Annotated in this window: 26 protein-coding genes; 22 read left to right on the forward strand and 4 right to left on the reverse strand. The window is 34.9% G+C overall.

Translation table 11 applies throughout. The features are described from left to right. Positions 1-215 precede the first annotated feature (215 nt). The 4 genes from AC1RP1_RS03985 to AC1RP1_RS04000 all read left to right on the forward strand — a co-directional run bounded on the left by AC1RP1_RS03985 (position 216) and on the right by AC1RP1_RS04000 (position 5,189). Positions 216-2,093 (forward strand): glycoside hydrolase family 2 TIM barrel-domain containing protein, encoded by a 1,878-nt coding sequence (locus AC1RP1_RS03985; RefSeq protein WP_481761603.1) that lies wholly within the window; start codon positions 216-218, stop codon positions 2,091-2,093. Then, positions 2,077-3,036, forward strand: coding sequence for a beta-galactosidase small subunit (locus AC1RP1_RS03990; protein ID WP_481761602.1), 960 nt, complete (start codon positions 2,077-2,079; stop codon positions 3,034-3,036). The genes AC1RP1_RS03985 and AC1RP1_RS03990 overlap by 17 nt, the downstream gene beginning before the upstream one ends. Positions 3,037-3,348: 312 nt before the next feature. Next, positions 3,349-4,809 (forward strand): ribosomal protection-like ABC-F family protein, encoded by a 1,461-nt coding sequence (gene abc-f / locus AC1RP1_RS03995; RefSeq protein ID WP_481762188.1) that lies wholly within the window; start codon positions 3,349-3,351, stop codon positions 4,807-4,809. Positions 4,810-5,045: 236 nt separating this feature from the next. Then, positions 5,046-5,189 (forward strand): hypothetical protein, encoded by a 144-nt coding sequence (locus AC1RP1_RS04000; protein ID WP_409022043.1) that lies wholly within the window; start codon positions 5,046-5,048, stop codon positions 5,187-5,189. 65 nt (positions 5,190-5,254) lie between these two features. Here the strand turns inward: AC1RP1_RS04000 and AC1RP1_RS04005 are convergent, their stop codons facing one another. After that, positions 5,255-5,773 carry a TetR/AcrR family transcriptional regulator gene (locus AC1RP1_RS04005; protein WP_481761601.1) on the reverse strand — a complete coding sequence of 173 codons (519 nt, stop codon included), beginning with the start codon at positions 5,771-5,773 and terminating at the stop codon, positions 5,255-5,257. Positions 5,774-5,961: 188 nt separating this feature from the next. Here AC1RP1_RS04005 and AC1RP1_RS04010 point away from each other — a divergent pair, with 188 nt between their 5' ends. From AC1RP1_RS04010 to AC1RP1_RS04025, 4 genes are all read left to right on the forward strand, one after another. Then, positions 5,962-6,579 carry an NAD(P)H-dependent oxidoreductase gene (locus tag AC1RP1_RS04010; RefSeq protein ID WP_481761600.1) on the forward strand — a complete coding sequence of 206 codons (618 nt, stop codon included), beginning with the start codon at positions 5,962-5,964 and terminating at the stop codon, positions 6,577-6,579. A 157-nt stretch (positions 6,580-6,736) separates the two neighbouring features. Beyond that, entirely contained in the window at positions 6,737-7,321 is a 585-nt protein-coding gene (locus AC1RP1_RS04015; RefSeq protein ID WP_481761599.1) for a sugar O-acetyltransferase, read from the forward strand. Between the two features lie 115 nt (positions 7,322-7,436). After that, positions 7,437-8,354 (forward strand): amidohydrolase family protein, encoded by a 918-nt coding sequence (locus AC1RP1_RS04020; RefSeq protein ID WP_481761598.1) that lies wholly within the window; start codon positions 7,437-7,439, stop codon positions 8,352-8,354. Further along, positions 8,355-9,026, forward strand: coding sequence for a putative quinol monooxygenase (locus tag AC1RP1_RS04025; RefSeq protein WP_481761597.1), 672 nt, complete (start codon positions 8,355-8,357; stop codon positions 9,024-9,026). Positions 9,027-9,145: 119 nt separating this feature from the next. On the opposite strand, the gene AC1RP1_RS04030 is transcribed toward AC1RP1_RS04025, so the two are convergent. Next, complete coding sequence (locus tag AC1RP1_RS04030) at positions 9,146-9,511, reverse strand: DUF805 domain-containing protein (protein WP_481761596.1); 366 nt, start codon at positions 9,509-9,511, stop codon at positions 9,146-9,148. 225 nt (positions 9,512-9,736) lie between these two features. On the opposite strand from AC1RP1_RS04030, the gene AC1RP1_RS04035 reads away from it, so the two are divergent. The 14 genes from AC1RP1_RS04035 to recA all read left to right on the forward strand — a co-directional run bounded on the left by AC1RP1_RS04035 (position 9,737) and on the right by recA (position 22,343). Further along, positions 9,737-9,952: a helix-turn-helix transcriptional regulator gene (locus AC1RP1_RS04035; protein WP_481761595.1), complete on the forward strand. Its 216-nt coding sequence runs from the start codon at positions 9,737-9,739 to the stop codon at positions 9,950-9,952. Between the two features lies 1 nt (position 9,953). Continuing rightward, positions 9,954-10,391: a hypothetical protein gene (locus AC1RP1_RS04040; protein ID WP_481761594.1), complete on the forward strand. Its 438-nt coding sequence runs from the start codon at positions 9,954-9,956 to the stop codon at positions 10,389-10,391. A 34-nt stretch (positions 10,392-10,425) separates the two neighbouring features. Beyond that, positions 10,426-11,130 carry a hypothetical protein gene (locus AC1RP1_RS04045; RefSeq protein WP_481761593.1) on the forward strand — a complete coding sequence of 235 codons (705 nt, stop codon included), beginning with the start codon at positions 10,426-10,428 and terminating at the stop codon, positions 11,128-11,130. A 61-nt stretch (positions 11,131-11,191) separates the two neighbouring features. Further along, positions 11,192-12,943, forward strand: coding sequence for a DNA helicase RecQ (gene recQ / locus AC1RP1_RS04050; protein WP_481761592.1), 1,752 nt, complete (start codon positions 11,192-11,194; stop codon positions 12,941-12,943). Positions 12,944-12,963: 20 nt separating this feature from the next. Further along, complete coding sequence (locus tag AC1RP1_RS04055) at positions 12,964-13,425, forward strand: ASCH domain-containing protein (protein ID WP_481761591.1); 462 nt, start codon at positions 12,964-12,966, stop codon at positions 13,423-13,425. A gap of 4 nt (positions 13,426-13,429) precedes the next feature. Beyond that, complete coding sequence (locus AC1RP1_RS04060; RefSeq protein ID WP_481761590.1) at positions 13,430-13,810, forward strand: VOC family protein; 381 nt, start codon at positions 13,430-13,432, stop codon at positions 13,808-13,810. Between the two features lie 135 nt (positions 13,811-13,945). Continuing rightward, positions 13,946-14,890 (forward strand): Gfo/Idh/MocA family protein, encoded by a 945-nt coding sequence (locus AC1RP1_RS04065; RefSeq protein WP_481761589.1) that lies wholly within the window; start codon positions 13,946-13,948, stop codon positions 14,888-14,890. A 212-nt stretch (positions 14,891-15,102) separates the two neighbouring features. Then, the gene (locus tag AC1RP1_RS04070; protein ID WP_481761588.1) at positions 15,103-16,563 is read left to right on the forward strand and encodes a glycoside hydrolase family 1 protein; all 1,461 of its coding nucleotides are present in this window, start codon (positions 15,103-15,105) and stop codon (positions 16,561-16,563) included. An 11-nt stretch (positions 16,564-16,574) separates the two neighbouring features. Further along, on the forward strand, positions 16,575-17,246 hold the full coding sequence (locus tag AC1RP1_RS04075) for an N-acetylmannosamine-6-phosphate 2-epimerase (RefSeq protein WP_481761587.1): 672 nt from the start codon (positions 16,575-16,577) through the stop codon (positions 17,244-17,246). 201 nt (positions 17,247-17,447) lie between these two features. Further along, positions 17,448-18,029, forward strand: a complete 582-nt coding sequence (locus AC1RP1_RS04080) for a sugar O-acetyltransferase (protein ID WP_409022058.1) — start codon at positions 17,448-17,450, stop codon at positions 18,027-18,029. A gap of 221 nt (positions 18,030-18,250) precedes the next feature. Continuing rightward, positions 18,251-19,828 carry a BCCT family transporter gene (locus AC1RP1_RS04085; protein ID WP_481761586.1) on the forward strand — a complete coding sequence of 526 codons (1,578 nt, stop codon included), beginning with the start codon at positions 18,251-18,253 and terminating at the stop codon, positions 19,826-19,828. A gap of 239 nt (positions 19,829-20,067) precedes the next feature. After that, entirely contained in the window at positions 20,068-20,373 is a 306-nt protein-coding gene (locus tag AC1RP1_RS04090) for a rhodanese-like domain-containing protein (protein WP_481761585.1), read from the forward strand. A gap of 168 nt (positions 20,374-20,541) precedes the next feature. Then, the gene (locus tag AC1RP1_RS04095; protein WP_409022061.1) at positions 20,542-20,967 is read left to right on the forward strand and encodes a MarR family winged helix-turn-helix transcriptional regulator; all 426 of its coding nucleotides are present in this window, start codon (positions 20,542-20,544) and stop codon (positions 20,965-20,967) included. A gap of 215 nt (positions 20,968-21,182) precedes the next feature. Continuing rightward, complete coding sequence (recA, locus tag AC1RP1_RS04100; protein ID WP_481761584.1) at positions 21,183-22,343, forward strand: recombinase RecA; 1,161 nt, start codon at positions 21,183-21,185, stop codon at positions 22,341-22,343. 114 nt (positions 22,344-22,457) lie between these two features. On the opposite strand, the gene AC1RP1_RS04105 is transcribed toward recA, so the two are convergent. Together AC1RP1_RS04105 and AC1RP1_RS04110 are read right to left on the reverse strand one after the other, a co-directional pair. After that, entirely contained in the window at positions 22,458-22,868 is a 411-nt protein-coding gene (locus AC1RP1_RS04105; protein ID WP_481761583.1) for a hypothetical protein, read from the reverse strand. Next, the gene (locus tag AC1RP1_RS04110) at positions 22,861-24,171 is read right to left on the reverse strand and encodes a Y-family DNA polymerase (RefSeq protein WP_481761582.1); all 1,311 of its coding nucleotides are present in this window, start codon (positions 24,169-24,171) and stop codon (positions 22,861-22,863) included. Before AC1RP1_RS04110 ends, AC1RP1_RS04105 begins: the two co-directional genes overlap by 8 nt. Between the last annotated feature and the right edge of the window lie 75 nt (positions 24,172-24,246).

Here is a 24,246-nt window from a genome sequence, read left to right on the forward strand (position 1 = left end):
ACAGCAATCGATACTGAAACTTACTGCAAAAATCAATTAAAAGGCCCAAAGGAAGAAGTTAATCAATTTTACACAAAATAAAAATGAGATTACCGTATTTTCACTTAAATCTAATTTTTTTTATTGTCTCAATTTTATAATGCTTTTTGACAACCTCCAAAAGAAAACATATACTTAATTATGAAAACGCTTTTATATAAAACGGAGGCAAACAGATGACACCAGAAATTGAATGGCTAGATACACCAACCGTTTTTCGTGTTGGACAGGTACCAGCTCACAGTGATCATAAGTACTATGCAACTCAAGCAGAAATGTTACAACAAAAAAGTTCATTTGAACAATCTTTGAATGGAACTTGGAAATTTAGTTACAGCACTAATGCAGCAAGTCGACCAAAAAATTTCTATCAGACTGACTTTGATGCAGAACAATTTGACACAATTCCAGTACCACAGCATATTGAATTATCAGGATATGAGCAATTACATTATATTAATACGATGTATCCTTGGGAAGGACATGAATATAGACGACCTGCTTTTTCAGATACTGATTTAAATCAGTATGCTGGAATGTTTAGTGATGCAGAATATAATCCAGTAGGTTCATATTTAAACCATTTTGACTTGGAACCAACTCTTCAAAATAAACGCGTTATTATCCGTTTTGAAGGTGTTGAACAGGCAATGTACGTCTGGTTGAATGGACATTTTCTAGGATACGCAGAAGATAGTTTTACACCAAGCGAATTTGACCTGACACCTTATTTAAAAGATAAGGATAATTGTTTGGCAGTTGAAGTGCATAAACGAAGTTCTGCAGCCTTCATTGAAGACCAAGACTTTTTCCGTTTCTTCGGAATTTTTCGTGATGTGACACTGTTAGCACAACCTGCAACACATTTAGATGATTTTTGGGTGATTCCTGATTACGATAGTGGACAAAAAACAGGACAAGTAGATTTACAACTTCATTTTAGTGGGGCAGAACAACGTGTCCGTGTCACATTCAAAGACCAAGATGCGGTGTTATTTAGCGATGAATTAATGAGTGGGTCAGATGTCGAAAAACACTACAATTTAGCACAACCAGTGACTGCTTGGCAGAATGACCGGCCTTATTTATATACATTACAATTAGAAATTTTAGATGCTGATGGGCAATTAATTGAAATTATCCAACAACCAGTTGGTTTTCGCAAAATTGAAATTAAGAATCGCGTGATGTTATTAAATGGTGAACGATTAATTATCAATGGTGTTAATCGTCATGAGTGGAACCCTAAATCAGGAAGAACCATTTCAGATAATGATGAAGCTTGGGATGTTGACTGTATGCAACGTAACAATATTAACGCAGTTCGGACGTCACATTATCCAGATCGATTATCTTTTTACAATCGTTGTGATCAGGCTGGTATTTATATGATGGCTGAAACCAACTTAGAATCACATGGTTCTTGGCAGAAAATGGGTGAAGTTGAGCCTTCTTGGAATGTGCCCGGCTCATCGGATCAATGGGAAGCAGCCGTTTTAGACCGCGCTAAAAGTAATTTTGAGTTATTTAAAAATCATCCCTCAGTTTTATTTTGGTCATTGGGTAACGAATCATACGCCGGCAGTGTCTTAGCGAAAATGAATGAGTACTATAAACAAAAAGATTCGACACGTTTAGTTCATTATGAAGGTGTTTTCCGTGCGCCTGAATACAAAGATGTCATTTCAGATGTTGAAAGTCGGATGTATGCAACACCAGCCGAAATTAAAGACTATCTAGAAAATTCACCACAAAAACCATTTATCTTGTGTGAGTATATGCATGATATGGGTAATTCATTGGGCGGGATGAAATCATATATTGATTTATTACAACAATATGAATCCTATCAAGGTGGTTTCATCTGGGACTTTATCGATCAAGCATTGTTAGTTGAAGATCCCGTCACAGGTCAAAATGAGTTGCGTTATGGTGGCGATTTTGATGATCGACCATCTGATTATGCATTTTCGGGTGATGGACTCGTTTTTGCCACACGTAATGAAAAACCAGCAATGCAGGAGGTAAAATACTATTATGGCACAGATAAATAAGCAGTTAACTGTCATTTACGGAGATGTCACACTCGGTTTAAAAGGAAATGATTTTCATTATATTTTCTCCTATCAAACGGGTGGCCCAGAATCTTTTAGAATTCAAGGTAAAGAGTGGCTTTATCGCTCACCAAAACCGACTTTTTGGCGTGCAACAACGGATAACGATCAGGGGAGTCAGTTTCCAGTAAAGTCAGGGATGTGGTTGGCCGCTGATCAATTCAGTAATTGTCAATCAGTTAAAGTTGCTATTAATGGTAAACCAATTGCGTTACCGATTGCACCAGAAAATAATCGTTACACTAACCATGAAGTCGCTGAAAAAGTGGCTATAAGTTATATCTATAACACACTGACTGTGCCGCAAACGCAAGTGACGGTCACTTATACTGTTGAAGCAACCGGAAAAATGAATGTTGCAGTTTCATACCAAGGAAAAGCTGGATTACCCTCATTACCTGTTTTTGGGTTGCGATTTATTATGCCCACACCAGCGACTCGTTTTTGTTACCAAGGATTATCAGGAGAAACTTATCCAGATAGAATGGCCGGAGGAATTCCAGGCCGATATGAAGTTCAAGGGTTACCAGTGACACCATACTTAGTTCCGCAAGATTGTGGTGTGCATATGCAAAATGATTGGGTAACTGTTTATCGACAGTCTGTTCTGGATAATCGTATGCAACAGGCTTCTGAAACGGGTTTAACATTCAGTGCGGTTGATCAACCAATTGCGTTTAGTTGTTTACCTTATACAGCTGAAGAATTAGAAAATGCGACACATCATAGCGAATTACCAGCGGAACATCGTACCGTTTTATCGATTCTAGGCGCCGTTCGAGGTGTTGGTGGTATTGATAGTTGGGGTAGTGATGTTGAGGATGACTATCAAATTGATGCGATGAAGGATATTGCTTACCAATTTAATATCACATTTGATTAATTTGCCTATCTACCATAACTATAGTAGACTGTAAATAATTAATAAACAGGGAGTGTGAAGTGCATTGGTAAATACAAATCGTTAATCGAATAACTGTCGACTAAACAAGGGACGAAGTGTGTCTTTTTATGCATGTTGACTATTCAAACGGTTTGCAATATCAATTCTTTTTCACATCTGAAAGAACCACTTTTTTTGATGGATAACGATTGAAGAGCATATAACTGTATGCTCTTTTTTTGTAGAATCAAATGGATAGTTTAGCGGTCGACCTCACAAAGAAATGAGGTAATTACTATAGGAACAATACAAATTAAACAATTAAGTTTTCAATATGATGGACAATTAGCACCAATTTTTAAAAATGTTGATTTACAATTAGATGCCAGCTGGAAGTTAGGTCTAATTGGTAGAAATGGTCGCGGAAAAACGACTTTATTTAGAATTTTACAAAATCAATTACAGTACCAAGGAAAGATTAGAACAGATTTAGAATTTCAGTATTTTCCTCAAACAGTTGTTAAACCAGAAGAGTCAGTGTGGCTGGTTATCAAGAGTATCACAGACTTACAAGACTATGATCAGTGGCAAATTTTAATCGAATTAGATAAACTTGGACTATCTGAAAAATTATTGACGGAACCATTTAATCAATTAAGTCCAGGACAGCAAACTAAGATATTATTAGCCAGCTTATTTGTTGGCGAAGGTAAATTTCAATTAATAGATGAACCGACTAATCATTTAGATGAAAACGGTCGAAAAATTATTTCTGATTATCTAAGACAAAAACAAGGATTTATTTTAATCAGTCATGATCGTTATTTTTTAAATAATATTATTGATCATGTTATTTCAATTGATCGCGCTAAAATCAGTCAATTTAAGGGTAATTATAATACGTGGGCTGACGAAAATACGTCACGAAATAATTGGGAATATAATGAAAAAGAAAAATTACAACATGATATTAAACGATTAGAAGGTGCTTCACGGAAAAAATCGGGTTGGGCTAATCAGACTGAGGCGAAAGTATCTGGTGCGACAGACAGAGGATTTATTAGCCACAAGGCAGCTAAATCTATGAAACGGGTACTAAGTATTAAAAAACGTGCCGATAAAGCAGTAGAAGAGAAAAAATCTTTACTTAAGAATATTGATGTGGCAGATCTTTTAACGTTGAATTTTGAAAAATTAGTGTCAGATAAGACTTTACTAGAGGTAATTGGCTTATCAGCATTTCGTAAACAATTGCCGGTAAATAAACCGGTAGATTTTAAATTAAAGATGGGAGAGCGCGTTATTCTTCAGGGTGAAAATGGTTCTGGTAAATCGAGCGTTATCGCTGCTATACTAGGTCAATTAAAGTATCAAGGGCAATACAAATTTGCAACACCTTTAAAAGTGAGCTGGTTACCGCAAAATTTTGATGGTTTATCTGGTTCTTTACAAGAATTCGCTGCAGAAAAAAATGTTTCTTATTCTTTAATGTTGGATACATTAAGAAAACTTGGTTTTGAACGTTATGAATTTGATAAAGATATCAGTCAAATGAGCATGGGCCAAAAGAGAAAAGTGGCTTTGAGTCGTTCGTTGGTTGAACCAGCAAATATATATATTTGGGATGAGCCACTTAATTATCTAGATGTTATCACGCGTCAACAAATTCAAGATGTTATTCTGGCTTTTCAACCACCGATGTTAATCATTGATCATGATAAAGAATTCGTTGAAAAGGTTGGAACAAAATTCGTTGAGATTGAACATTATTAGTGAATGGTTAATTAAAGGCATCCAATTTATACGTCTATTGATATCAAGATAGTCGTAATGATATACTGTTAAGAGCATAGTTATTTTAACTGTATACTGATTAGCGGGGCATACAGAATTAAAATCGACGTAAGTTGAATAATAAAAGATCAACTTTATTTGAAGGCATGTATTCATAATATGAATCTTTAACTTTGAAAGAAATTGTTAATTAATAGAGCAAGGAGGAAACATTAATGGCTGATAAAGCAAAGACTGATAGAGATAAAATGCTAGAAATTATCAAAAAGAAACAAACTGATGGCGGAAACTTCAATAAGAAGGCTACTGCTAGAAATGATCGTACTAAAATGCGTAAGGGTCCTAAGATTTTTAAATAGAGGTTTAGACTTAGCTCAGATAAATATCTGGGCTATTTTTTTAATCATTAAAATCTAGCATACTTTTACTGAATCAATTCCAATATATCTGCAGTAACTTCTTCAGCTGTAGCAGGACTACCACTACTAATCCATTGCAACATCGTTCGTAGAACGCCACCAAGAATGAACGTTTTTTGAGTATTATTTAGCCGACTGATACTAGGCGTATCTTTAAGAATCTTTTCAAAATAAGTATAAAAAGAATCTTCCAATAAATAAACAATATCATTTTTAATTAGGATATCCATAAATTCAGAATCATTATGCCAATAGTTAAAAGCTAGCTTGAAAATGTTTTTCAAACTAATTTCTGTTTGATTGGACTTGAGTTCGGCGTAAAACTGGTCAAATAAGTAATCGGACCGAGTTAGTAAAATCGCGTCCTTATTTTCAAAATTACGATAGAAAGTCAGCCGGGCAACTCCGGCTTTTTTTGTGATTTCAGTTATTGTGATTTCTTGATAAGATTTTATTTTTAATAAGTCAATTAAAGAATCAATAATCAAATTTTTACTTAATTTTGCTTGGTTATTTTCCGTCATTTTTTATATCTCCTTGAAGTGTAACAAATAACACGATTTTGTATCTTGTAAATCACGCGATAAATGATTAATATAAGTGTAACAAATGTAACACTTATAGCAAGAAAGATAAATGACACTTGAAGTATTTTATATAAAGTCATTAAAGTCGGAAAATTTATTAAACTAATTAAAAGAGGTTATTGAACATGAAAAAAATTTGTATTATATTTGATCATCCCTACACTGCAGACGCTGGATACAATGAATTGCACAATAGGAGTTATTCAGCGGCATTACTAGTTAGTGCTAAAGCAGCGTATGAAAAAGAGGGCTGTATTGTGGACGTAATTGATTTGCATAAAGATGGGTTTGATCCTGTAATGCACCAAGAAGACCTAATATCTTGGCGTAAGAAGATACCAACGGATTCTATGACGGCGAATTATCAAGAACGCCTCATGGCTGCAGATGAGCTTGTCTTTATTTTTCCAATCTGGTGGGAATCTATGCCAGCTATGATGAAGGGATTCTTTGACAAAGTTATTGCTAAAGGGATTCTTTATACAGAGCAGGAAAATAAAAAATTATTTAAAAATGAGATGGTTCATTTAAAGAAAGTTAAAATGGTTACAACTATGTCAACACCAGGTTGGATTTATCGAACTATCTTTGGAAATCCTGTGACTAAAATGGTATTTAGGGGAACATTCCGGAAGATGGGGTTTAACCAGTTGAAATGGTTTAACTTTGCTGCAGTTCAAGGAATGAAACTTGAAAAACGACAACAGTTGTTGAAGAAGTTTGAAAATAATATTGTGAAGTAAGAGGGTTCAACCTGATTGGGTAAATACAATTAGGTTGGCTCTTTTTTAATATCACTAGAACCGAATCTTTTGAATTTAGTTCAGTTAATTTAAGTAGTATAATACAATTGAATTATTAAGGAAGAAAAGGGCGTCAAATAGTGAATGGAGGGGCAAAATGATGACAGAACATGAAAAATTATTGGCAGGTCAAGATTATGATTATCGCGACCCAGAATTACAGGGTATGATTGCGGCGGGTAAAGAATTAGTCACTATAATCAATACGACAACTGACCTAGAGAAAAGAGCAACAGCAATTCACGAGTTGTTAGGGAAATCTGGGGAAGGACTCGTTATTAATGGTCAATTTAATACAGTTTATGGTAAACATATCACTGTTGGTGATGATGTTTTTATTAACGGTAATTGTACATTTCAAGATTCAAACAAAATCACATTAGGAGATCGTGTCATTGTCGCGCCAGACACGAAGTTATATTGTGGTGAACATGCATTAGATGCAACAAAACGTTTTGGAAAAAGACAAGATGGTAGTCGTTATTTAATTACTTATACTAAACCAATTACAATTGGAAACGATGTGTGGATAGGTGGAAATGTCACGATTATTGGTGGCGTTCATATTGGGGATAATGTGATTGTAGCAGCTGGTGCAGTGGTGACAAAAGATGTTCCTGACAATACAGTAGTGGGCGGCGTGCCCGCCAAAGTTATCAAACAATTAGAGCCATTAAAATAAGAAAATTTTTATATTAGGTGAGAGGAATGAGCAGGCTATTTTAGCATTTTTGCCTAGTATTAGATAATCAGCTAAATTAAAGAAACCTAAATTAGGTTGTAGGAGGGAAAAGTTAATGACAAGTATTGATGTTTTTGCACACGTTTTACCACCACATTTTTATAACGAGATGTTAGCTATTCAGCCGAACTTGCCAGAAAAAATGCCATTTATTAAACATCCCATATTGATTGATATTGAACAAAGACGCCTATTACGGAACAGAAATGTCCAACAAGTTATCTCAGCAGTCAACGTGAATCCTGAGGACTACGTAGGGCCAGAACAAGCAGCGGCATTATGCTGGCAAGCTAATAACGAAATAATTGAAATGGTTCAACAAAATGCAGACTTGTTTAAAGCGGGTATTGCAATGATACCTCTAAATAACATCGATGAAGCAACACGTATTATAAAAGAACAAGTGCTAAAAAATTCAGAATTAGTTGGCATTCAGTTATTTACGCGTGCCCTTGGAAAAAGTATTGCTGCAAAGGAATACCGGGTTATTTTTGAAATGGCTGCACAATTAAATATCCCAATTCTGTTACACCCAATTTTTGATGATCGTAAACCAGACAATAATATTATTTTTAGTTGGGAATATGAACTAGCGCAAGCAATGTTGCAATTAGTACAGTCAGGAATTTTTAATGACTATCCTACACTTAAAGTAATTGTTCATCATGCTGGGGCAATGGTGCCTTATTTTGCTGAACGAATTAACCATATTCTATCACCAGAACAGGCAGCTGATTTTAAACGTTTCTATGTAGATACTGCATTATTGGGCAATCCTAAAGCATTAGGGTTAGCAATTGATTATTATGGTGTTAGCCACGTACTGTTTGGAACTGATGCACCGTTAGGGATTGCGCCAGCTGGAGCAACGGATGCCATAATTGAAGCTTTAGATCAGTTGAATCTTTCGAAAGATGATCGAGCCCTGATTAATTATGGAAATTATAATCGTTTGATGGGATTGGGTGAATAAATGATAGAACTTAAGAATGCCCCATTATTAAGACTATTCAAACTTAAAATTAAGCTATCTGATCGTGAAAGATTTGAAAAAGCAGGGATGATTAATTTAACGACCTCAATTCAGCAAGAAAAAGGAACTTTGGCGATGTACAGTGTACATTTGGATGAGGCGGGTACTGAAAATATTGTGATTGAATCTTATCAAGACGAAGATCAATATCAAAAACATGCAAATTCGGCTCAATTTAAAATGTTTAGTAATATCGCATCTCAGGCAGTAATTGAAAAATCGATGATTAATTTATCCCCAGAATTACTGTTAGAAAAAACAACAGCCTTGCATGAATTGAAGCCTGACAGAGCTATACTCAAAGTAACAAGTATTGAAATAGAGCCGAATAGGGTTAAAGAATTTAGAGAAGTTTCATTGAATACTATGAAACAATCATTTGAAAATGAAGCAGGACTCTTAGTGACATACATTGCTTCTGTAGATGGAGATTTAAATCAATGGATTTTCGTTGAAATTTACCGGAGTGACGAGGATTACCAAGCTCATTTACAAACAATGAATTTTAAAAAATATGTAACAGAGACGAAAAAAATGGTGCTTAATAAACGAATAGAGACACCTGTAGCAGATGTTTTAGTTAATCAGGGTGGATTATTTTTTGAAAAATGAAGATAGAGCGGTAATCAAGTTAGTCGATTACAGTGCTATCTTTTTAATTTTCCGTAAACAAAAGAGGTGCTGATAAATTTTATCAGCACCTCTTATTAATAATCGAGTATCAATATAATTTAACCCCAGCGATTTGATTTTCTGGGTAAAACCATTAAAATAAAGAACCAAATACTACCGACTAATGGAACGAATTGGATTAAAATCCACCAACCAGAACGATCAGTATCATGTAAACGACGAACTGAAACAGCAAAGTTTGCAATCCAGACGATAAACATAACAATATTTCGACTTGTCATAAAAGTAAGTTCACTAAAATTATAAATCGAATCGATAGGATGGCCAACGAGTGACGTATAAAAATAAATAATAATTGCTCCTAGAATACTATTAATAATCGTAGGCCACCAATAGTCTGATCTATTCGATGTGTCAGAAAAATTAAAAATATTTTCCCAGAAATTTTTGTATGATTGAACCATATGCTTAATCCTCCTTTTTAAAACGTTTTATTTAGTTAAAAGACATCGTTAGATTATTAAATTAGTTAATCTGACGATGTTTATTTAATTATAGTATAAATAAATAGAAATTTATATTGATATGCTTGGTGCCAGAAATAATCAGCTAGTTGACTTAAGAAAATAATTATTATATTATGAAGTTAACTTCACATGAAGTATATTTCATATTGAAAGGTGTTCATTATGCAAAATAAAGTTAAAGAATACAGAACTAAGCTTGAATTAACACAGGAACAGTTAGCTGAGAAAGTTCAAGTTTCTAGTCGAACAATTATCTCACTTGAAAAAGGTAAATATAAGCCATCTATAATGTTGGCCTATCGTTTGAGTTTATTGTTTGATTGTCAGATTGAAGCGTTATTTCAGCTAAAGGAAAATTTAGAGATGGAGGAGAATTAAAATGAAAATCTATAGTTATCGACATTTTTTTGTAGGTTTATTTTTTATGTTTGTGGGGATTGCCTCAATTTGGATAATGAACTTAGATTTTAAAGATGCTTTTGATTGGTCAAAATTGATTAGATCATTTATTAATGTTGTCTTATCATTTGGAATTGCGGCCTATCAATTTTATATAACTTTTTCTAAAAAAGGACTGAAAGAAGAACAGCTGGAGAATGTGGATGAACGAAATAAGTTAATTGATCAGTCTGTGAACGCAATGATTGGAAAAATTATGAATAGCATGATTTTAATTCTAGCGTTTGGGTTTATCATTTTGTGGGCATTTCTAAAAGTAAGTACGTTATTATGGATTGGTGCACTACTTTTCTTTTTGTATACGAATATAATAATCATTTCAATAATATTAGCGATATACTACGAGAAAAAGCTTTAATAATAGAGGCGTAACAGGTTAGGAGATTTTTGGCATGAAGAAAAATATGTTAATATCAATCGGTTTTTTGATGGTAGTTTTTTTAGGTATCTTAGGATTTAAAACATTAATTCAAGTTAAAGATACACAACCGGCTAGTTGGGCAGAAATCAGTCGAATTCAACCGACAGAAAATATAAAATTAACCCAAAAATACAAAATTAACGCAGGAACAAATGGCTTACCAGTCCAAGCAAAAATAGTCGTCGGTGGTGATGCTATATTACCGCATAAAAATTATGCTACACCCGCTGATTGGACCATTAAAAAAGGGTCCAAAGATGCATCAAATATGAAAGTTGTATTTAATCTTAAAAATTCGAAAGTACGTGGCACTAAGGTACAATTAAATACGTCAGATGCGTATTCTGGAGGACCAATGCCTGCCACGGTTCCAATTGAGATTGGACAAATTCAAGGCAAATTACAAGAAGAATATGGTCATTTTAAGGAAACGGCAACTATTGAAATTGGAGATAACACTTGGTATCTAAGCGTTATCCTTGAACCTAAAGTTAATTCAATTCACTATCTTTATTATCGAATTGAAGACACAAGTAGTGTTAGTGATTCGACAATTGTCGTTGATTATATGACTAAACTTAGGGCAGCTCAACAAAATCCCGCGGGACTAATGAATGATTTGGGTGATGTTGAAGCGGTCATTAAAACACTTTCTAAAACATCTGTGGCGTCTTAACCTATGCTATAATTTAAAGACATAGAATTATCTGAGAAAATGAGCAAAGAGAAAGGATTATATGAATCCACAATCAGTTTTAAAAGAAAAATTTGGGTACGACAATTTTCGCCAAGGTCAAAAAGAAGTTATTGATCGTATTCTAACGGGTGAAGATGTTTTAGCTATTATGCCTACAGGCGGCGGAAAATCGCTATGTTACCAAATTCCAGCACTTATATTAGATGGACTAACGTTAGTGATATCTCCTTTAATTTCTTTAATGAAGGATCAAGTTGATGCTTTAAATGAAAATGGCATTCCAGCAACCTTTATCAATAGTACGCTAGATTACACGGAGGTTCGTGAACGCTTTAATCAAGCTGCTCGTGGTGAAGTTAAGTTACTTTATGTGTCACCAGAACGATTAGATTCTGATGGTTTTATGGCAGATTTAGCGGAATTAAGAATTGATCTTGTCGCTATTGATGAAGCGCACTGTATCTCACAATGGGGGCACGATTTCCGTCCTAGTTATTTACGCTTAACGGAAACGATTCAACGTTTGAATTCGAATCCGACGATTATTGCATTAACAGCGACAGCGACAACTCAAGTAGCTGCGGATATTATGCAACGATTATCGATTATACATGAAGTTAAAACTGGGTTTTCACGTGAAAATTTAGCCTTCCAAGTCGTTAAAGATCAAAATAGTGATCGTTTCTTACTCGAGTATTTAAAGGGACAGAAACAACAATCTGGTATTATTTATGCAAGTACGCGTAAAGAAGTCGAACGGTTAACGAAATTAATAAAAAAAGCTAAGATTAAAGTGGCGATGTATCACGGCGGGTTGCAAGAAGATGAACGTCGTCAGAATCAGGAAGACTTCTTGTACGATCGTGTTCAGGTAATGATTGCGACGAATGCATTTGGGATGGGAATTGATAAAAGTAATGTTCGATTTGTAATCCATGATCAGATACCTGGTAGTTTAGAAGCTTATTATCAAGAAGCCGGACGTGCTGGACGAGATGGCTTGCCAAGTGAAGCAATTTTACTTTTTAATTTAAAAGATGTTCAGATTCAACATTTTTTCATTGACCAATCTGAAATGGATGATGTTAATAAAAAACATGAGTATTTAAAATTACAAGAAATGACGCAATACGCAAACACGCAACAGTGTTTACAACAGACAATTGTGAATTATTTTGGCGATGAAGCACCAGAATGTGGCCGTTGCGGCAATTGCTTGGATACACGAGATGCACAAGATATTTCGATTGATGCCCAAAAGGTTTTATCATGTGTAAAACGGATGGGTGAACATTTTGGTAAAGGGTTAGTCGCACAAGTTTTAACAGGTTCAAAAGTCCAAAAGGTGATGCAGTTTAGATTTGATGAATTACCTACGTATGGACTGATGAAAGATCAATCGCAGAAGGAAGTTTCTGGATTGATTGATTATTTAGTTGCGTCAGGTTTTTTACAGGCTTCAAGCGGCCAATATCCGGTTCTGCAACTTGCTGCAGAAGGAGTTGGCGTCTTAAAAGGTGAAACTAAAGTTACACGTAAAATGGCTGTAAAAGTTAAACAAGCATTACCTGAAGATAATGAACTATTTGAAGAATTAAGACAATTACGTCGCGAATTAGCAGAGGAACAAGGTGTACCGCCATTTGTTATCTTCTCTGATAAAACGTTATATTCAATGTGTGAGGTTATGCCGGAAACGTTAACTGATATGTTGGATGTTAAAGGTGTTGGTGAAAGTAAATTGGAAAAATATGGTGAGTTGTTCTTAGATATATTAAACGCAGAAGATTAAATTCTTGAAGGAGAGTTCATATGACAATTTATGAGTATTGGCAAGCATTTAAAAAGGCAAATAAAATTGAACATGATAATTATGATGCATGGTCATTTGGCGTCACTAAGAAAGAAACGTTAGAATTAGGTAAATTAGTTTTAGATGGTCTTAAAACAGGGACATCGTCAGCTTATAATTTATATTTTGATGAAGAACCTTTACCAAAAGTTGGCGATTACAATGTCATTGTTGATTATAAAGATAATCCAATGGCGATTACGAAAACAATAAAAGTTTATGTGACACCATTTAACGAAGTTACAGAAGAGCATGCTTTTCTTGAAGGCGAAGGCGATAGAAATTTAGCTTATTGGCGAAGTGTTCATCAATCTTTTTTTGAAGAAGAATTAGAAAGTGTTAATAAGACATTTGATGAGACAATGCCAGTGGTTTGTGAGGAATTTGAATTAGTTTTTCCGATTGAAACAACGGAGGTTTAAGCAAATGAAAATCGAACACGTTGGTTTATGGGTAGAAAATCTTGAAGCAATGCGTGATTTTTATGTGACTAATTTTAAGGCAACTTTTGGTGTGCGTTATGACAATGGGACTAAAGGATTTTCGTCATACTTTTTGAGCTTTCCAGATGGTCAAGCAAGATTAGAAATTATGACGAGAACGGATATTACAGATCGCTATCCTGATGGATTTGGTTATGCACATTTAGCCTTTTCTGTTGAGAATCATGTGACCGTTGATCAAATGGTGATTGATTTTAAAAAATCTGGAATAGAAGTTGTTAGTGGCCCTCGGACAACAGGGGATGGCTATTATGAAGCAGTCATTTTGGACCCTGAAGGAAACAAAATTGAACTTGTAGGTTAAAAAATAAGATTGAATCACGAGAAGGTCACCCCGGAAATGGGGTGACCTTTTTGAGTTTGAAATTTAATTTGGTGCATACTGTATGAGTCGGCTATAATTAATGAAAACGGTTAAATAGAAATGGAGATAAGAACAATGAATTTTGGAATTATTGGTTACGGTAATATTGCAAAGCGATTTTATGAAAGTATTCGATATACAAAAAATGGACAAGTTACAGCAATTGGATCAAAGTCATTATTTAATGACGATGTGTTTAAAGCGAATAATCCAGATATAACCATTTATGATTCATATCAAGCTCTTTTAGGCGATGATTCGATTGATGGCGTTTATATCGCATTGCCACATATGTTGCATAAAGAGTGGTCACTAAAGGCGTTGAAGCTAAATATTCCGGTATTTTGTGAAAAACCGGCTGTACTAACAACGACAGATATGAAAGAAATTGAATTAGCTTCAAGTGAAAATCAAACCTTATTTGTTGAAGCGTTTAAAACAAAATTTAACATCGGTATGGATCATTTAAAACAAGATTTAGCTTCAATCGGACCCATCCAAACCATGTCAGCTAACTTTTGTTCTAATGCCATTCCATCTCAAAAAGCAACTTCATATTTACTTCAAAAAGGACAGGGTGGTGCTTTGAACGATATCGGTACTTATCCAATTGGTTTTGTGTTAGAAATTTTAGGTTCAGATATTTCGCATATTGAATCAAAATTAGACATGCATAATGGGATTGATGAAAAATTTTCAGCAACGATACATTTTGAAAAAGGCGCTCAGGCACTCATTGAAGGCGCAATAAATGAAGCTAAACCGCGAGTTGCGATTATTGTTGGGCAACAAGGTCGTATCGTTATTCCAATGTATAATCGAATTGAAAAATATACGATTGAATTAAATGATGGACAAAAAATTAATCGGGACTATAGTATCGTTGGAGATGATATGACGCTTGAAATTCAAGCTTTTATTAATCTAGTTGAAATTGGTGCAAAGACTTGTGAGCGACATAGCCTACAGGATACGTTTAATATTATTCAGGTTATTGAAAAAATAAGGCAAGGTGAGTAAGCCTTTAAACTAACTTTGACAGCGCTTACTATATTTGATATACTTAATTTGTCAAATAAGGGCTGTAACTGATTCGATCAGGCATTACCTATTGATAACTATTTGTTTAGTTATCAATAGGTAATTTTTTTGAAAAAAACTAGTAAAACCTCTATTTGAAATAGTTCACAGATACATAAGTTAAACAAAAAACTTTGAAGGAGTGTATTAATATGTATAAAACAGATTATCCAAAAGGGTTTAAAAAAGGTTTCTTATGGGGTGGCGCAACAGCTGCAAACCAAGTTGAAGGTGGCTGGGATTTAGATGGCAAAGGGATGACTACTGCTGAAGTTATTCGTAAATCTGAAAAAAGAACAGAAATGAATCTTGGTTCTGTCACAATGAAAGTCATTGAAGAAGCGATGGACGATAAAACCACTGACCATTATCCAAAACGTCGTGGGATTGATTTCTATCATAATTATAAAGAAGATATTAAATTATTTGCAGAAATGGGTTTTAAAACATACCGGATGTCTATGGCATGGGCACGAATTTTTCCAAATGGTAATGAAACGGAACCCAATGAAGCTGGGTTAGCATTTTATGACCGCGTTTTTGATGAGTTAGCTAAGTATGATATTGAACCTGTTGTCACATTATCGCATTATGAAATGCCACTTGATTTGACAGTTAAACAAAATGGGTGGGTAAGCCGTGACACAATTGCTAGTTTTACACATTACACGGACGTTGTACTTAACCGTTTTAAAGATAAGGTTAAATATTGGTTAACGTTTAACGAAATTAATGTTAGCTCATTTGGTTTCATGGAAACGGGTGCTGTTGACAGTGAATTAACACAGAGAGAACAATTACAAATTCGGTATCAAGCTGTTCATCACCAATTTATCGCAAGTGCTTTGGTAGTTGAACAAGCACGGAAAATTAATCCTGATTTTGTGGTAGGTTGTATGCTTGCTAGAATGCAAACTTATCCATCAACGCCTAATCCAGCAGATGTTCGTGCCGCTCAAGAAAATGATAATTTAAACTTGTTCTTCACCGATGTTCAAGTCCGCGGCGAATACCCTGAATACATGAACCGCTATTTCAAAGAAAATGATGTTCATATTGTGATGGAGCCAGGGGATGAAGCTATTCTTAAAATGGGCAAAGTTGCGTTCCTTAGTTTTAGTTATTATATGTCAACGGTCACTTCAGCTGGCAAAACGGGTGATACATCGTTAGGAAATATGATTAATGGTGAAAAAAATCCTTACTTAGAAACAAGTGACTGGGGTTGGCAAATTGATCCCATTGGATTAAGAATCACATTGAATGCAATGTGGGATCGTTACCGTGTGCCACTATTTATTGTTGAAAATGGAATTGGGGCCCTAGATAAGTTAGGCGATGATGGCAAAGTTCATGATGACTATCGCATTAAGTATCTTGAAGAACATATCATTCAAATGAAAGAAGCTGTTATGGATGGTGTTGATTTAATGGGGTACACAATGTGGGGCTGCATTGATTTAATTAGCGCATCAACTTCAGAAATGAGTAAACGTTATGGGTTCATTTATGTTGATCAAGATGACGATGGAAATGGCTCATTGAAACGTTACAAGAAAGATAGTTTTGATTGGTATAAACAAGTTATTGAGACAAATGCTAGTGATATATAAAGGGAGATAATATGATGAATTTAGATGAAATAAAGAATGGGTTAGTTGTTTCTTGTCAGGCACTAGAAGGTGAACCATTATTTAGTTCATTTATCATGGGGAGAATGGCCCTTGCAGCTGAGATGGGTGGTGCTGTGGGGATACGAGCAAATTCAGTTTCTGATATTGTAGAAATTAAAAAACAAGTAAAATTACCGTTGATTGGCATAATCAAACGAGATTATGCAGATTCAGAAGTCTATATTACAGCAACGATGAAAGAAGTAGATGAATTACTGGAAACTGACGCTGAGATTATTGCATTAGATGCAACGGTTAGACAACGGCCTCATAATGAAAAGGTAACTGATTTAGTCAATAAAATTCATGAAGGAAATAGATTAGCCATGGCAGATATTTCTAATTATGAAGAAGGCGTTATGGCTGAAAAAAATGGATTTGATATGGTTTCTACAACGATGTCAGGATATACAGAATATACGGACGAAAGGGATAGCCCAGATTTTGATTTACTAGAAAAGTTAATTAAAAATCTTAAAATCCCTGTTATTATGGAGGGTCATACAACGACTCCAGAAGAAGTTAAGAGAGCATTTGATATTGGCGCATTTTCGGCAGTTGTCGGTGGCGTTATTACAAGACCTAAACAAATAACACAACTATTTGTTGATAAAATAAGTTAAATAAATCTTCTAATGATTGATGAACAGCGAATATGCTGTGAATTGTTATTAGAAGATTTTTCTGTAATAATAGGGTTAAAATTTACTCTAATTAAAATTAATCCAATTCAATTAATGTTAATAAAATAGCTTTATTTTACTGTGTTTATAGAAAATAAATTTCTATTTAACAAATCATGACATAAGTGGTATTCTTATAACATGATAAAAACTGAGAGAGAAAAGATGTCAGATGGTGAACCGTATGAGCAGTTGGATCCTGAACTAGTTGAACGACGAGAACTGATTCGGAGAAAACTGCGGACAATTAACCAGCTTGACGATAATAAGCAACAAAATACAAATATTAAAGCATTATTGGCTGATTCCGGTGAAGACTTTTGGGCCGAAACGGGAATCGAATTTGATTATGGATTTAATATTCATATCGGAAATCACTTTTATGCGAACTACCATTTAACGATGTTGGACACTTGTCCAATCACAATTGGTGATCATTGTTACATTGGACCAGACGTTGGATTTTACACGCCAGTACACCCCTTATCTGCAAAATTACGTGATGCGGATGTTGAAATGGGTAAACCAATTACGGTTGGTGATAGTGTCTGGATGGGTGGACACGTCACGATTTTACCAGGAGTTACGATTGGTAATCGAGTCGTTGTCGGCGCTGGATCTGTGGTCACAAAATCGTTTGGTGATGATCTCGTAATTGCGGGTAACCCGGCACGAATTATTCGTTATCTAGATGATAACGGTGACGTGAGTCCAGGTAAGTGATTCGATAGAATATTATAATTTACGTTATGAGTATTTGTATAAGATAGCAAAGCTAACAAGCACGCTGTGCAGATATCCCTAGTGGAGAAACTGTATCAGTGTGCTTTTTTTGTGCAATTAAAAGCAGAATTATCGGAGTGAGTACGGCGATGAATTAAAGATCGTGCTCTAAAATTTAGGAGGAAATTTTTATTTTAGAAAAACAGAATATCGACAAAAAAATGTTTTTACCGACTGTGGCATTATTTATTTTAGTATCAGTTGGATTATTACTCGGTGGGTCTGGTTTGAAGGCAGAATTAGGTTCAATAATGGATGCTATTACGGCCCACTTGAGTTGGGCTTACCTTGGTATCTATATTCTCAATTTTGTTTTCTTTTTATATATTGCATTAAGCCATTATGGCAAAATTACATTGGGTAATAAAGGCGAAAAGCCGGCATACAGTGATTTTAAATGGGGTAGTATGGTATTTGCGACGGCCATTGATGCCAGTATTTTAATGCTTAGCATGGTTGATCCACTTCGCTACGTGCAACAACCTTTGTTTGGTGCTAAAGCGATGTCTCCTGCTAATTATCAAAATGCTCACATGTTAGGTCAATTTGATTGGGGTCCAATGGCGTGGATGATGTTTGCATCTTCAGCTGTAATTATTTCATACGTTATGTACGTTAAAAAAGCGAAAGTTATGTGTGTTAGTGATGTGATTCCTATGTTAAAAGGGGATCAGCCTTATAAAAAAATCTTACGAAAAATAATTGATTTTCTTGTCGTTTTCGGTATTATGGGCGGTGTTGGTTCATCAGTTGGGATGGAAATACCTGTATTATCAAAAATTATCGCAACATTAACGGGAGTCCAAGATACAATACTTTTAAAATTAGCATTATTTGTTGTCCTGTTCAGCATTTTCACGTTAACCATGTTTAAAGGAATTAAGGGTGGGATTGATCGATTGAGTTCAGCTCATATTTGGACAGCCATTGGCTTTTTGTTAATTGTTCTGTTAGTTGGACCAACGGTTTATATTTTGAAGTCAGAAGGTAACAGTCTTGTACTGATGGTTACTCAGTTTGTAGCAATGAGTACAGGGACAGCTTCAGGATTAGGTCATGCGATTGACCCTGTTAAATCGGAAACTATTTTCTATTGGGGTTGGTGGTTAACTTTCATGCCATTCATGGGCTTATTCATTGCTAGAATTTCGCGTGGACGAACGATTCGTCAGGTGATATTAGGGATGCTTGCGTATGGTGCTTTAGGATGTATGAGTTTCTACGCAATCTTAGGTGGTTATTCACTCTATTTACAACAAAGTGGAGCTGCTGATTTAATTCATACACTGAATGTATATGGTCAAGCTGCAGCAATTGCACAAGTTATTTCAACATTGCCATTTAAATACGTAATGTTAGTTATCTATGCGATTTCATGTTTTATCTTCTTAGCAACGACGATTTCATCATCTGCATTTATCGTGTCGTCGTTTACTAGTACAAAACTCAAACCGACAGAGCAACCAAGTTTGTTTAACCGCTTGGTTTGGATGGGAATTTTCATGTTATTCTCATTTGGTATCGTCTTCGTTGGTGGTTTTAAAACAATCCAAGCTATCTGTTTATTAGCTGGGTTCCCATTAATTTTTGTGTCACTGTTATTGATTATTTCAACGTGGCAGTACTTAGCCGAAGATCGTTCAACGGAAAGTGCTCATGATTCATTGGTTAAAATTTTTGGAAAATTAAAGAAGAACTTAGTTTCTTATCAACATGTGATACATGATAGTAATAATTAAATATAAAGAGGCCACTCCGTTATTATGGAGTGGCTTTTTAGTACCCATTTTTAGTATTATGTTATAACCTACGCTGTTCCCAATTAAAAAGAGACGTAAGTCTTACCTTAGAGCCTTCTAAATCTATCAATATTAAAATCTAAATATTTGAAAAATATGAAATAAAAACATATGATAATATAGATAATAAATTGATACAGACTAATAAAAACCATAACTAAATAAAAGAGGGTAACTAAATGAACTTTGAAGATGATATTCCAACAATTACGACTACGGAACTTGACCTATTATTAGCACAAAAGCCACAGATTATTGATGTTCGAGAAGATGACGAGTTTGCTGAAGGCCATATTCCTGGGTCAATTAATATTCCGTTAGATGAAGTTGACGATTATGAATTAACAGGTAAAGCATATATTATTTGTCGATCAGGACGTCGTAGTGCACAAGCTGCAGATATCCTATTTGAAAAAGGTTATGATGTTGTTGATGTATATGGCGGAATGCTTAGCTGGCAAGGTTCAACAGTTACAGGTAGTTAAACGTTTTCAGTGATAACATATTTTTATTAAAATCGGGGACGTATTACTTGTGTATACGCCTCTTTTTACATTATAATAAGTCAAATAAACATTTATGTATTAGAAATCAATAATTTTTTGCTTTATTTTGGGTGGGAACTAAGGCGATCTATAACTAGGAGGGTCAAAATGATTGAGTTAAGTGGGACTTTCAACAAATTAAATCAGTTGTTGAGCTTGTATGGGAAACAAGATGGACTAATGAACATTAAACAATTGGGGACAATTGATACTTATTATCTAAATGCGATCGAACAGTTGAACAGTCCAACAATTGGACGCGTTTCAAAATTGTTGAATCAATCAACGCCAAATACGAATTACCATTTGAAAAAATTAATCACATTAGGATTAGTGGAAAAAAAGGCTGATATAACAGATAAACGAGTTGTTCACTTATCTGTTACGGATAAGTATAAAGGTCTAACAACTTTTAATAGTGACTTTTGGAATCAATTGGAAAGTAAATTGGAAACGCAAGTTACAGGGCAGGATCTTGCAACGTTCAGACGCGTTTTAAAAGAGACAATTAGTCAGATTGAATCGATGGAATAAGTTAAATAAATAGAAATTATTTAAGAAAATGGCGTACTTAATTAATGAGCATGCAGTATAATTGAATACATCGATACCTAGTAAGAACGATAATTGCATCGTTCTTTTTATTTTCGGTAAAGATGATTTAACGCTTGCGATATAAATTTTAATGAGGTATGATAAGTAAATGGAAACGAACAGATGTTCTACTATTGAGAGGATGGTTACTAACTATGGCTAACAGAAGTATTGCAACCGGAGACGGCAAAAGAAAAGACGGTAAAGAACGCGAAGCAGCACTAGAAAAAGCGTTATCAGCAATTACAAAAGAATTCGGACAAGGTGCCATCATGAAGATGGGGGACAAAGCTGACACGAAGATTGATGTTACTTCAACTGGGATTTTATCATTGGATTACGCATTGGGAGTTGGTGGTTTTCCTAAAGGCCGTATTGTTGAAATATACGGACCAGAAAGTTCTGGTAAAACAACAATTGCACTTCATGCAACAGCAGAAGTCCAAAAAAATGGTGGTACAGTTGCTTATATCGATGCTGAAAATGCCATGGATCCCGCATATGCAACAGCATTAGGTGTTGATATTGATGGATTACTATTATCACAGCCAGATACTGGTGAACAAGGATTAGAAATTGCAGATGCTTTGGTATCCAGTGGTGCCGTTGATCTTGTCGTTATCGATTCAGTTGCAGCTTTAGTTCCTCGTGCAGAAATTGAAGGCGAAATGGGTGACGCTCATGTTGGGTTACAAGCTCGTATGATGTCACAAGCTCTCCGTAAATTGGCTGGTTCAATCAACAAAACAAGAACAACTGTTATTTTTATTAATCAATTACGTGAAAAAGTTGGTGTCATGTTCGGTAGCCCTGAAACAACACCAGGTGGCCGTGCCTTAAAATTCTACGCAACAATTCGCTTAGATGTTCGTCGCCGTGGACAAATTAAAGATGGTACGGATGTCATTGGTAATGAAACAACTATTAAAGTTGTTAAAAACAAGGTAGCACCACCATTTAAGATTGCTGAATTAAATATGATGTACGGGTCAGGTATCTCAGCTACTGCTGATATCTTAGATCTTGCTGTTGAAAATGGTATTGCTGAAAAAGCTGGGTCATGGTTCTCATACCATGGCGAACGTTTAGGTCAAGGTAAACCAAATGTCGTTAATATTTTGGAACAAAAACCTGATATGTTACATGATATGGACCAAGAAGTTCGTGCAAAATTATTTGCACCCGATGAAGAACCTGCTAAAGAAGTTAAGGAAGAATCAGCAGCACCAAAGAAAACAACTAAAAAAGTTAAAAAAGCTGACGATGCTCCAGTGTTAGATTCAAAAATCGAAACATTAGATTTACCAGAAGCTTAATAAAAAAAATAGTAAAGTGAACCTCCAGTATTGGACCAATCCAATACTGGAGGTTTTTTTATAATTAATCAAACAAAAAAGGTAGAAGAAGTATAGTAAGTAGAAGTTATCTACTTATATACTTCTTCTACCTTCTCCATTAGTCATTTGGCTTAATGATATTGCATGAATATCATTAATTTTAACGGTGATATGATTGATAATTATATTATCTTCATACCAGCCATTAATGAGTCCCTGTATAGGTTCTAAAAGTGTATCATCCAAATTTTTATTAGTGAGATCAACAGTGACAGGGGTGGATTTAATGATTGCCAAATTGATTACTTCTGCAATTTTAGTATCATTCATCTTAATGTCATGTGTTAATTTCTGTTTTCGTGTCTCTTCGTTTAATTTTTTTGTTCGAGCCGATGTATGGTCGCTTAAATAGAATCCTTGCCATTTCATCATACCGCGATCGTGATAATCATATTTTAAAAATTGATTTATCAAATTTGCATCAACATCAGTTGTTTTACTCATAGGTATTACCCCCAGCATGGCCACCGACTAACCCAGCGCGATAAATAGCTGTTGCACCTTCAGACTTACTGGAAAGTTTTACGATCGATTTAAAACCATATTTTTTTCGTATGATGTCAATGGTATTGTCCAAGTTGTGATTCTTTTGTTCCGTATTATTAGTGTCAAACATGTCTAATTGTTGACTATTATCGTCAACTAATTTGCCACACGAAATACTAATATGTCTTAGAGCTTCATGACGCCATTTTTTTCGAAATAGGTCGATGGCATATTTTGTGATTTGGGCATTACTATTTGTTGAATCAATTTTTAATGAACTACCAAAGCCTGAATATCTTTTTCCAGAATCTGTCGTTTCGGCTAAAGAAAATCCAATGCCTAAATTAATGACAGTAGCCACTTTGTGATGAGAACGTAATCGTGCTGCTACTTGTTCTGCAATTTCACGAATAACGACTTCAATTTCAGATTGGATAACATAGTCTTTTGGTAAGACTTGGCTATTACCATAGGATTTTTCCTTGGGGGTATATTTATCATGAATGATTGAACGATCAATTCCCCAAGAAAACGCAAATAATTGGCTACCAATTACGCCAAATTTGTTTTTTAATTCATATGGGTTGAAGTGAGCTAAATCGTTCATTGAATTGATATGATTTTTTTGTAATTTTTCGGCAGTTTTAGATCCAATTGACCAGATATCGTCAAGTTGTGTTATTGGCCATAACTTATCGGGGACGTCTTCATAATGCCATTCAGCAATTAAACTATGGTTATGTTTTGCTTCAATATCCAGAGCTAATTTAGCAAGAAGTGGATTATCACCAATACCAACGGTTGTATAAATTCCTGTTTCCCCTTTGACCGCAAGTTGAATTTTACGAGCAACTTCATAGGGACTATTTCCGAAAAGTTTCCAACTAGTCGTCATATCAATAATTGACTCATCGATAGAGTATGGGTGAATATCGTCATTTGAGGCAAATTGTTGAAATAGCTTATTGATTTTTAAGTTCTCTTCTATGTAAAGATTCATTCTGGGTTGGGCAACAACTAAACGTTTATCATGAATTGGAACATCAGTAGCTCGTGATACGTTTGTGATACCAAATATTTTCTTAGCCATAGGGCTAGCAGCTAGTACTAACCCGCTACCTGTATTCTTTGCTGTAGACATAACAACGAGAATAGAGCGTAATGGATTAAGACCGCGTGCAACTGATTCGACAGAAGCATAGAAAGATTTTGAATCAATCATAAAGATGACTTTTCTAGGTTCGTTACTATAATTGTACATTCGAGGAAACCTCCTTAACATATATCCAATTATACGAACATACGTTTCTTTAGTCAATGATATTTAGTCAAGCGG

The sequence above is a fragment of the Dellaglioa sp. CoH-56-MRSF-13 genome (assembly GCF_056782095.1).

Excerpts from the sequence above, each read along its gene's own strand:
- AC1RP1_RS03985 (WP_481761603.1), top strand. The coding sequence starts at position 216 with ATGACACCAGAAATTGAATGGCTAGATACACCAACCGTTTTTCGTGTT.
- AC1RP1_RS03990 (WP_481761602.1), top strand. The coding sequence starts at position 2,077 with ATGGCACAGATAAATAAGCAGTTAACTGTCATTTACGGAGATGTCACA.
- AC1RP1_RS04000 (WP_409022043.1), top strand. The coding sequence starts at position 5,046 with ATGGCTGATAAAGCAAAGACTGATAGAGATAAAATGCTAGAAATTATC.
- AC1RP1_RS04005 (WP_481761601.1), bottom strand. The coding sequence starts at position 5,773 with ATGACGGAAAATAACCAAGCAAAATTAAGTAAAAATTTGATTATTGAT.
- AC1RP1_RS04010 (WP_481761600.1), top strand. The coding sequence starts at position 5,962 with ATGAAAAAAATTTGTATTATATTTGATCATCCCTACACTGCAGACGCT.
- AC1RP1_RS04015 (WP_481761599.1), top strand. The coding sequence starts at position 6,737 with ATGATGACAGAACATGAAAAATTATTGGCAGGTCAAGATTATGATTAT.
- AC1RP1_RS04020 (WP_481761598.1), top strand. The coding sequence starts at position 7,437 with ATGACAAGTATTGATGTTTTTGCACACGTTTTACCACCACATTTTTAT.
- AC1RP1_RS04025 (WP_481761597.1), top strand. The coding sequence starts at position 8,355 with ATGATAGAACTTAAGAATGCCCCATTATTAAGACTATTCAAACTTAAA.
- AC1RP1_RS04030 (WP_481761596.1), bottom strand. The coding sequence starts at position 9,511 with ATGGTTCAATCATACAAAAATTTCTGGGAAAATATTTTTAATTTTTCT.
- AC1RP1_RS04035 (WP_481761595.1), top strand. The coding sequence starts at position 9,737 with ATGCAAAATAAAGTTAAAGAATACAGAACTAAGCTTGAATTAACACAG.
- AC1RP1_RS04040 (WP_481761594.1), top strand. The coding sequence starts at position 9,954 with ATGAAAATCTATAGTTATCGACATTTTTTTGTAGGTTTATTTTTTATG.
- AC1RP1_RS04045 (WP_481761593.1), top strand. The coding sequence starts at position 10,426 with ATGAAGAAAAATATGTTAATATCAATCGGTTTTTTGATGGTAGTTTTT.
- recQ (WP_481761592.1), top strand. The coding sequence starts at position 11,192 with ATGAATCCACAATCAGTTTTAAAAGAAAAATTTGGGTACGACAATTTT.
- AC1RP1_RS04055 (WP_481761591.1), top strand. The coding sequence starts at position 12,964 with ATGACAATTTATGAGTATTGGCAAGCATTTAAAAAGGCAAATAAAATT.
- AC1RP1_RS04060 (WP_481761590.1), top strand. The coding sequence starts at position 13,430 with ATGAAAATCGAACACGTTGGTTTATGGGTAGAAAATCTTGAAGCAATG.
- AC1RP1_RS04065 (WP_481761589.1), top strand. The coding sequence starts at position 13,946 with ATGAATTTTGGAATTATTGGTTACGGTAATATTGCAAAGCGATTTTAT.
- AC1RP1_RS04070 (WP_481761588.1), top strand. The coding sequence starts at position 15,103 with ATGTATAAAACAGATTATCCAAAAGGGTTTAAAAAAGGTTTCTTATGG.
- AC1RP1_RS04075 (WP_481761587.1), top strand. The coding sequence starts at position 16,575 with ATGATGAATTTAGATGAAATAAAGAATGGGTTAGTTGTTTCTTGTCAG.
- AC1RP1_RS04080 (WP_409022058.1), top strand. The coding sequence starts at position 17,448 with ATGATAAAAACTGAGAGAGAAAAGATGTCAGATGGTGAACCGTATGAG.
- AC1RP1_RS04085 (WP_481761586.1), top strand. The coding sequence starts at position 18,251 with ATGTTTTTACCGACTGTGGCATTATTTATTTTAGTATCAGTTGGATTA.
- AC1RP1_RS04090 (WP_481761585.1), top strand. The coding sequence starts at position 20,068 with ATGAACTTTGAAGATGATATTCCAACAATTACGACTACGGAACTTGAC.
- AC1RP1_RS04095 (WP_409022061.1), top strand. The coding sequence starts at position 20,542 with ATGATTGAGTTAAGTGGGACTTTCAACAAATTAAATCAGTTGTTGAGC.
- recA (WP_481761584.1), top strand. The coding sequence starts at position 21,183 with ATGGCTAACAGAAGTATTGCAACCGGAGACGGCAAAAGAAAAGACGGT.
- AC1RP1_RS04105 (WP_481761583.1), bottom strand. The coding sequence starts at position 22,868 with ATGAGTAAAACAACTGATGTTGATGCAAATTTGATAAATCAATTTTTA.
- AC1RP1_RS04110 (WP_481761582.1), bottom strand. The coding sequence starts at position 24,171 with ATGTACAATTATAGTAACGAACCTAGAAAAGTCATCTTTATGATTGAT.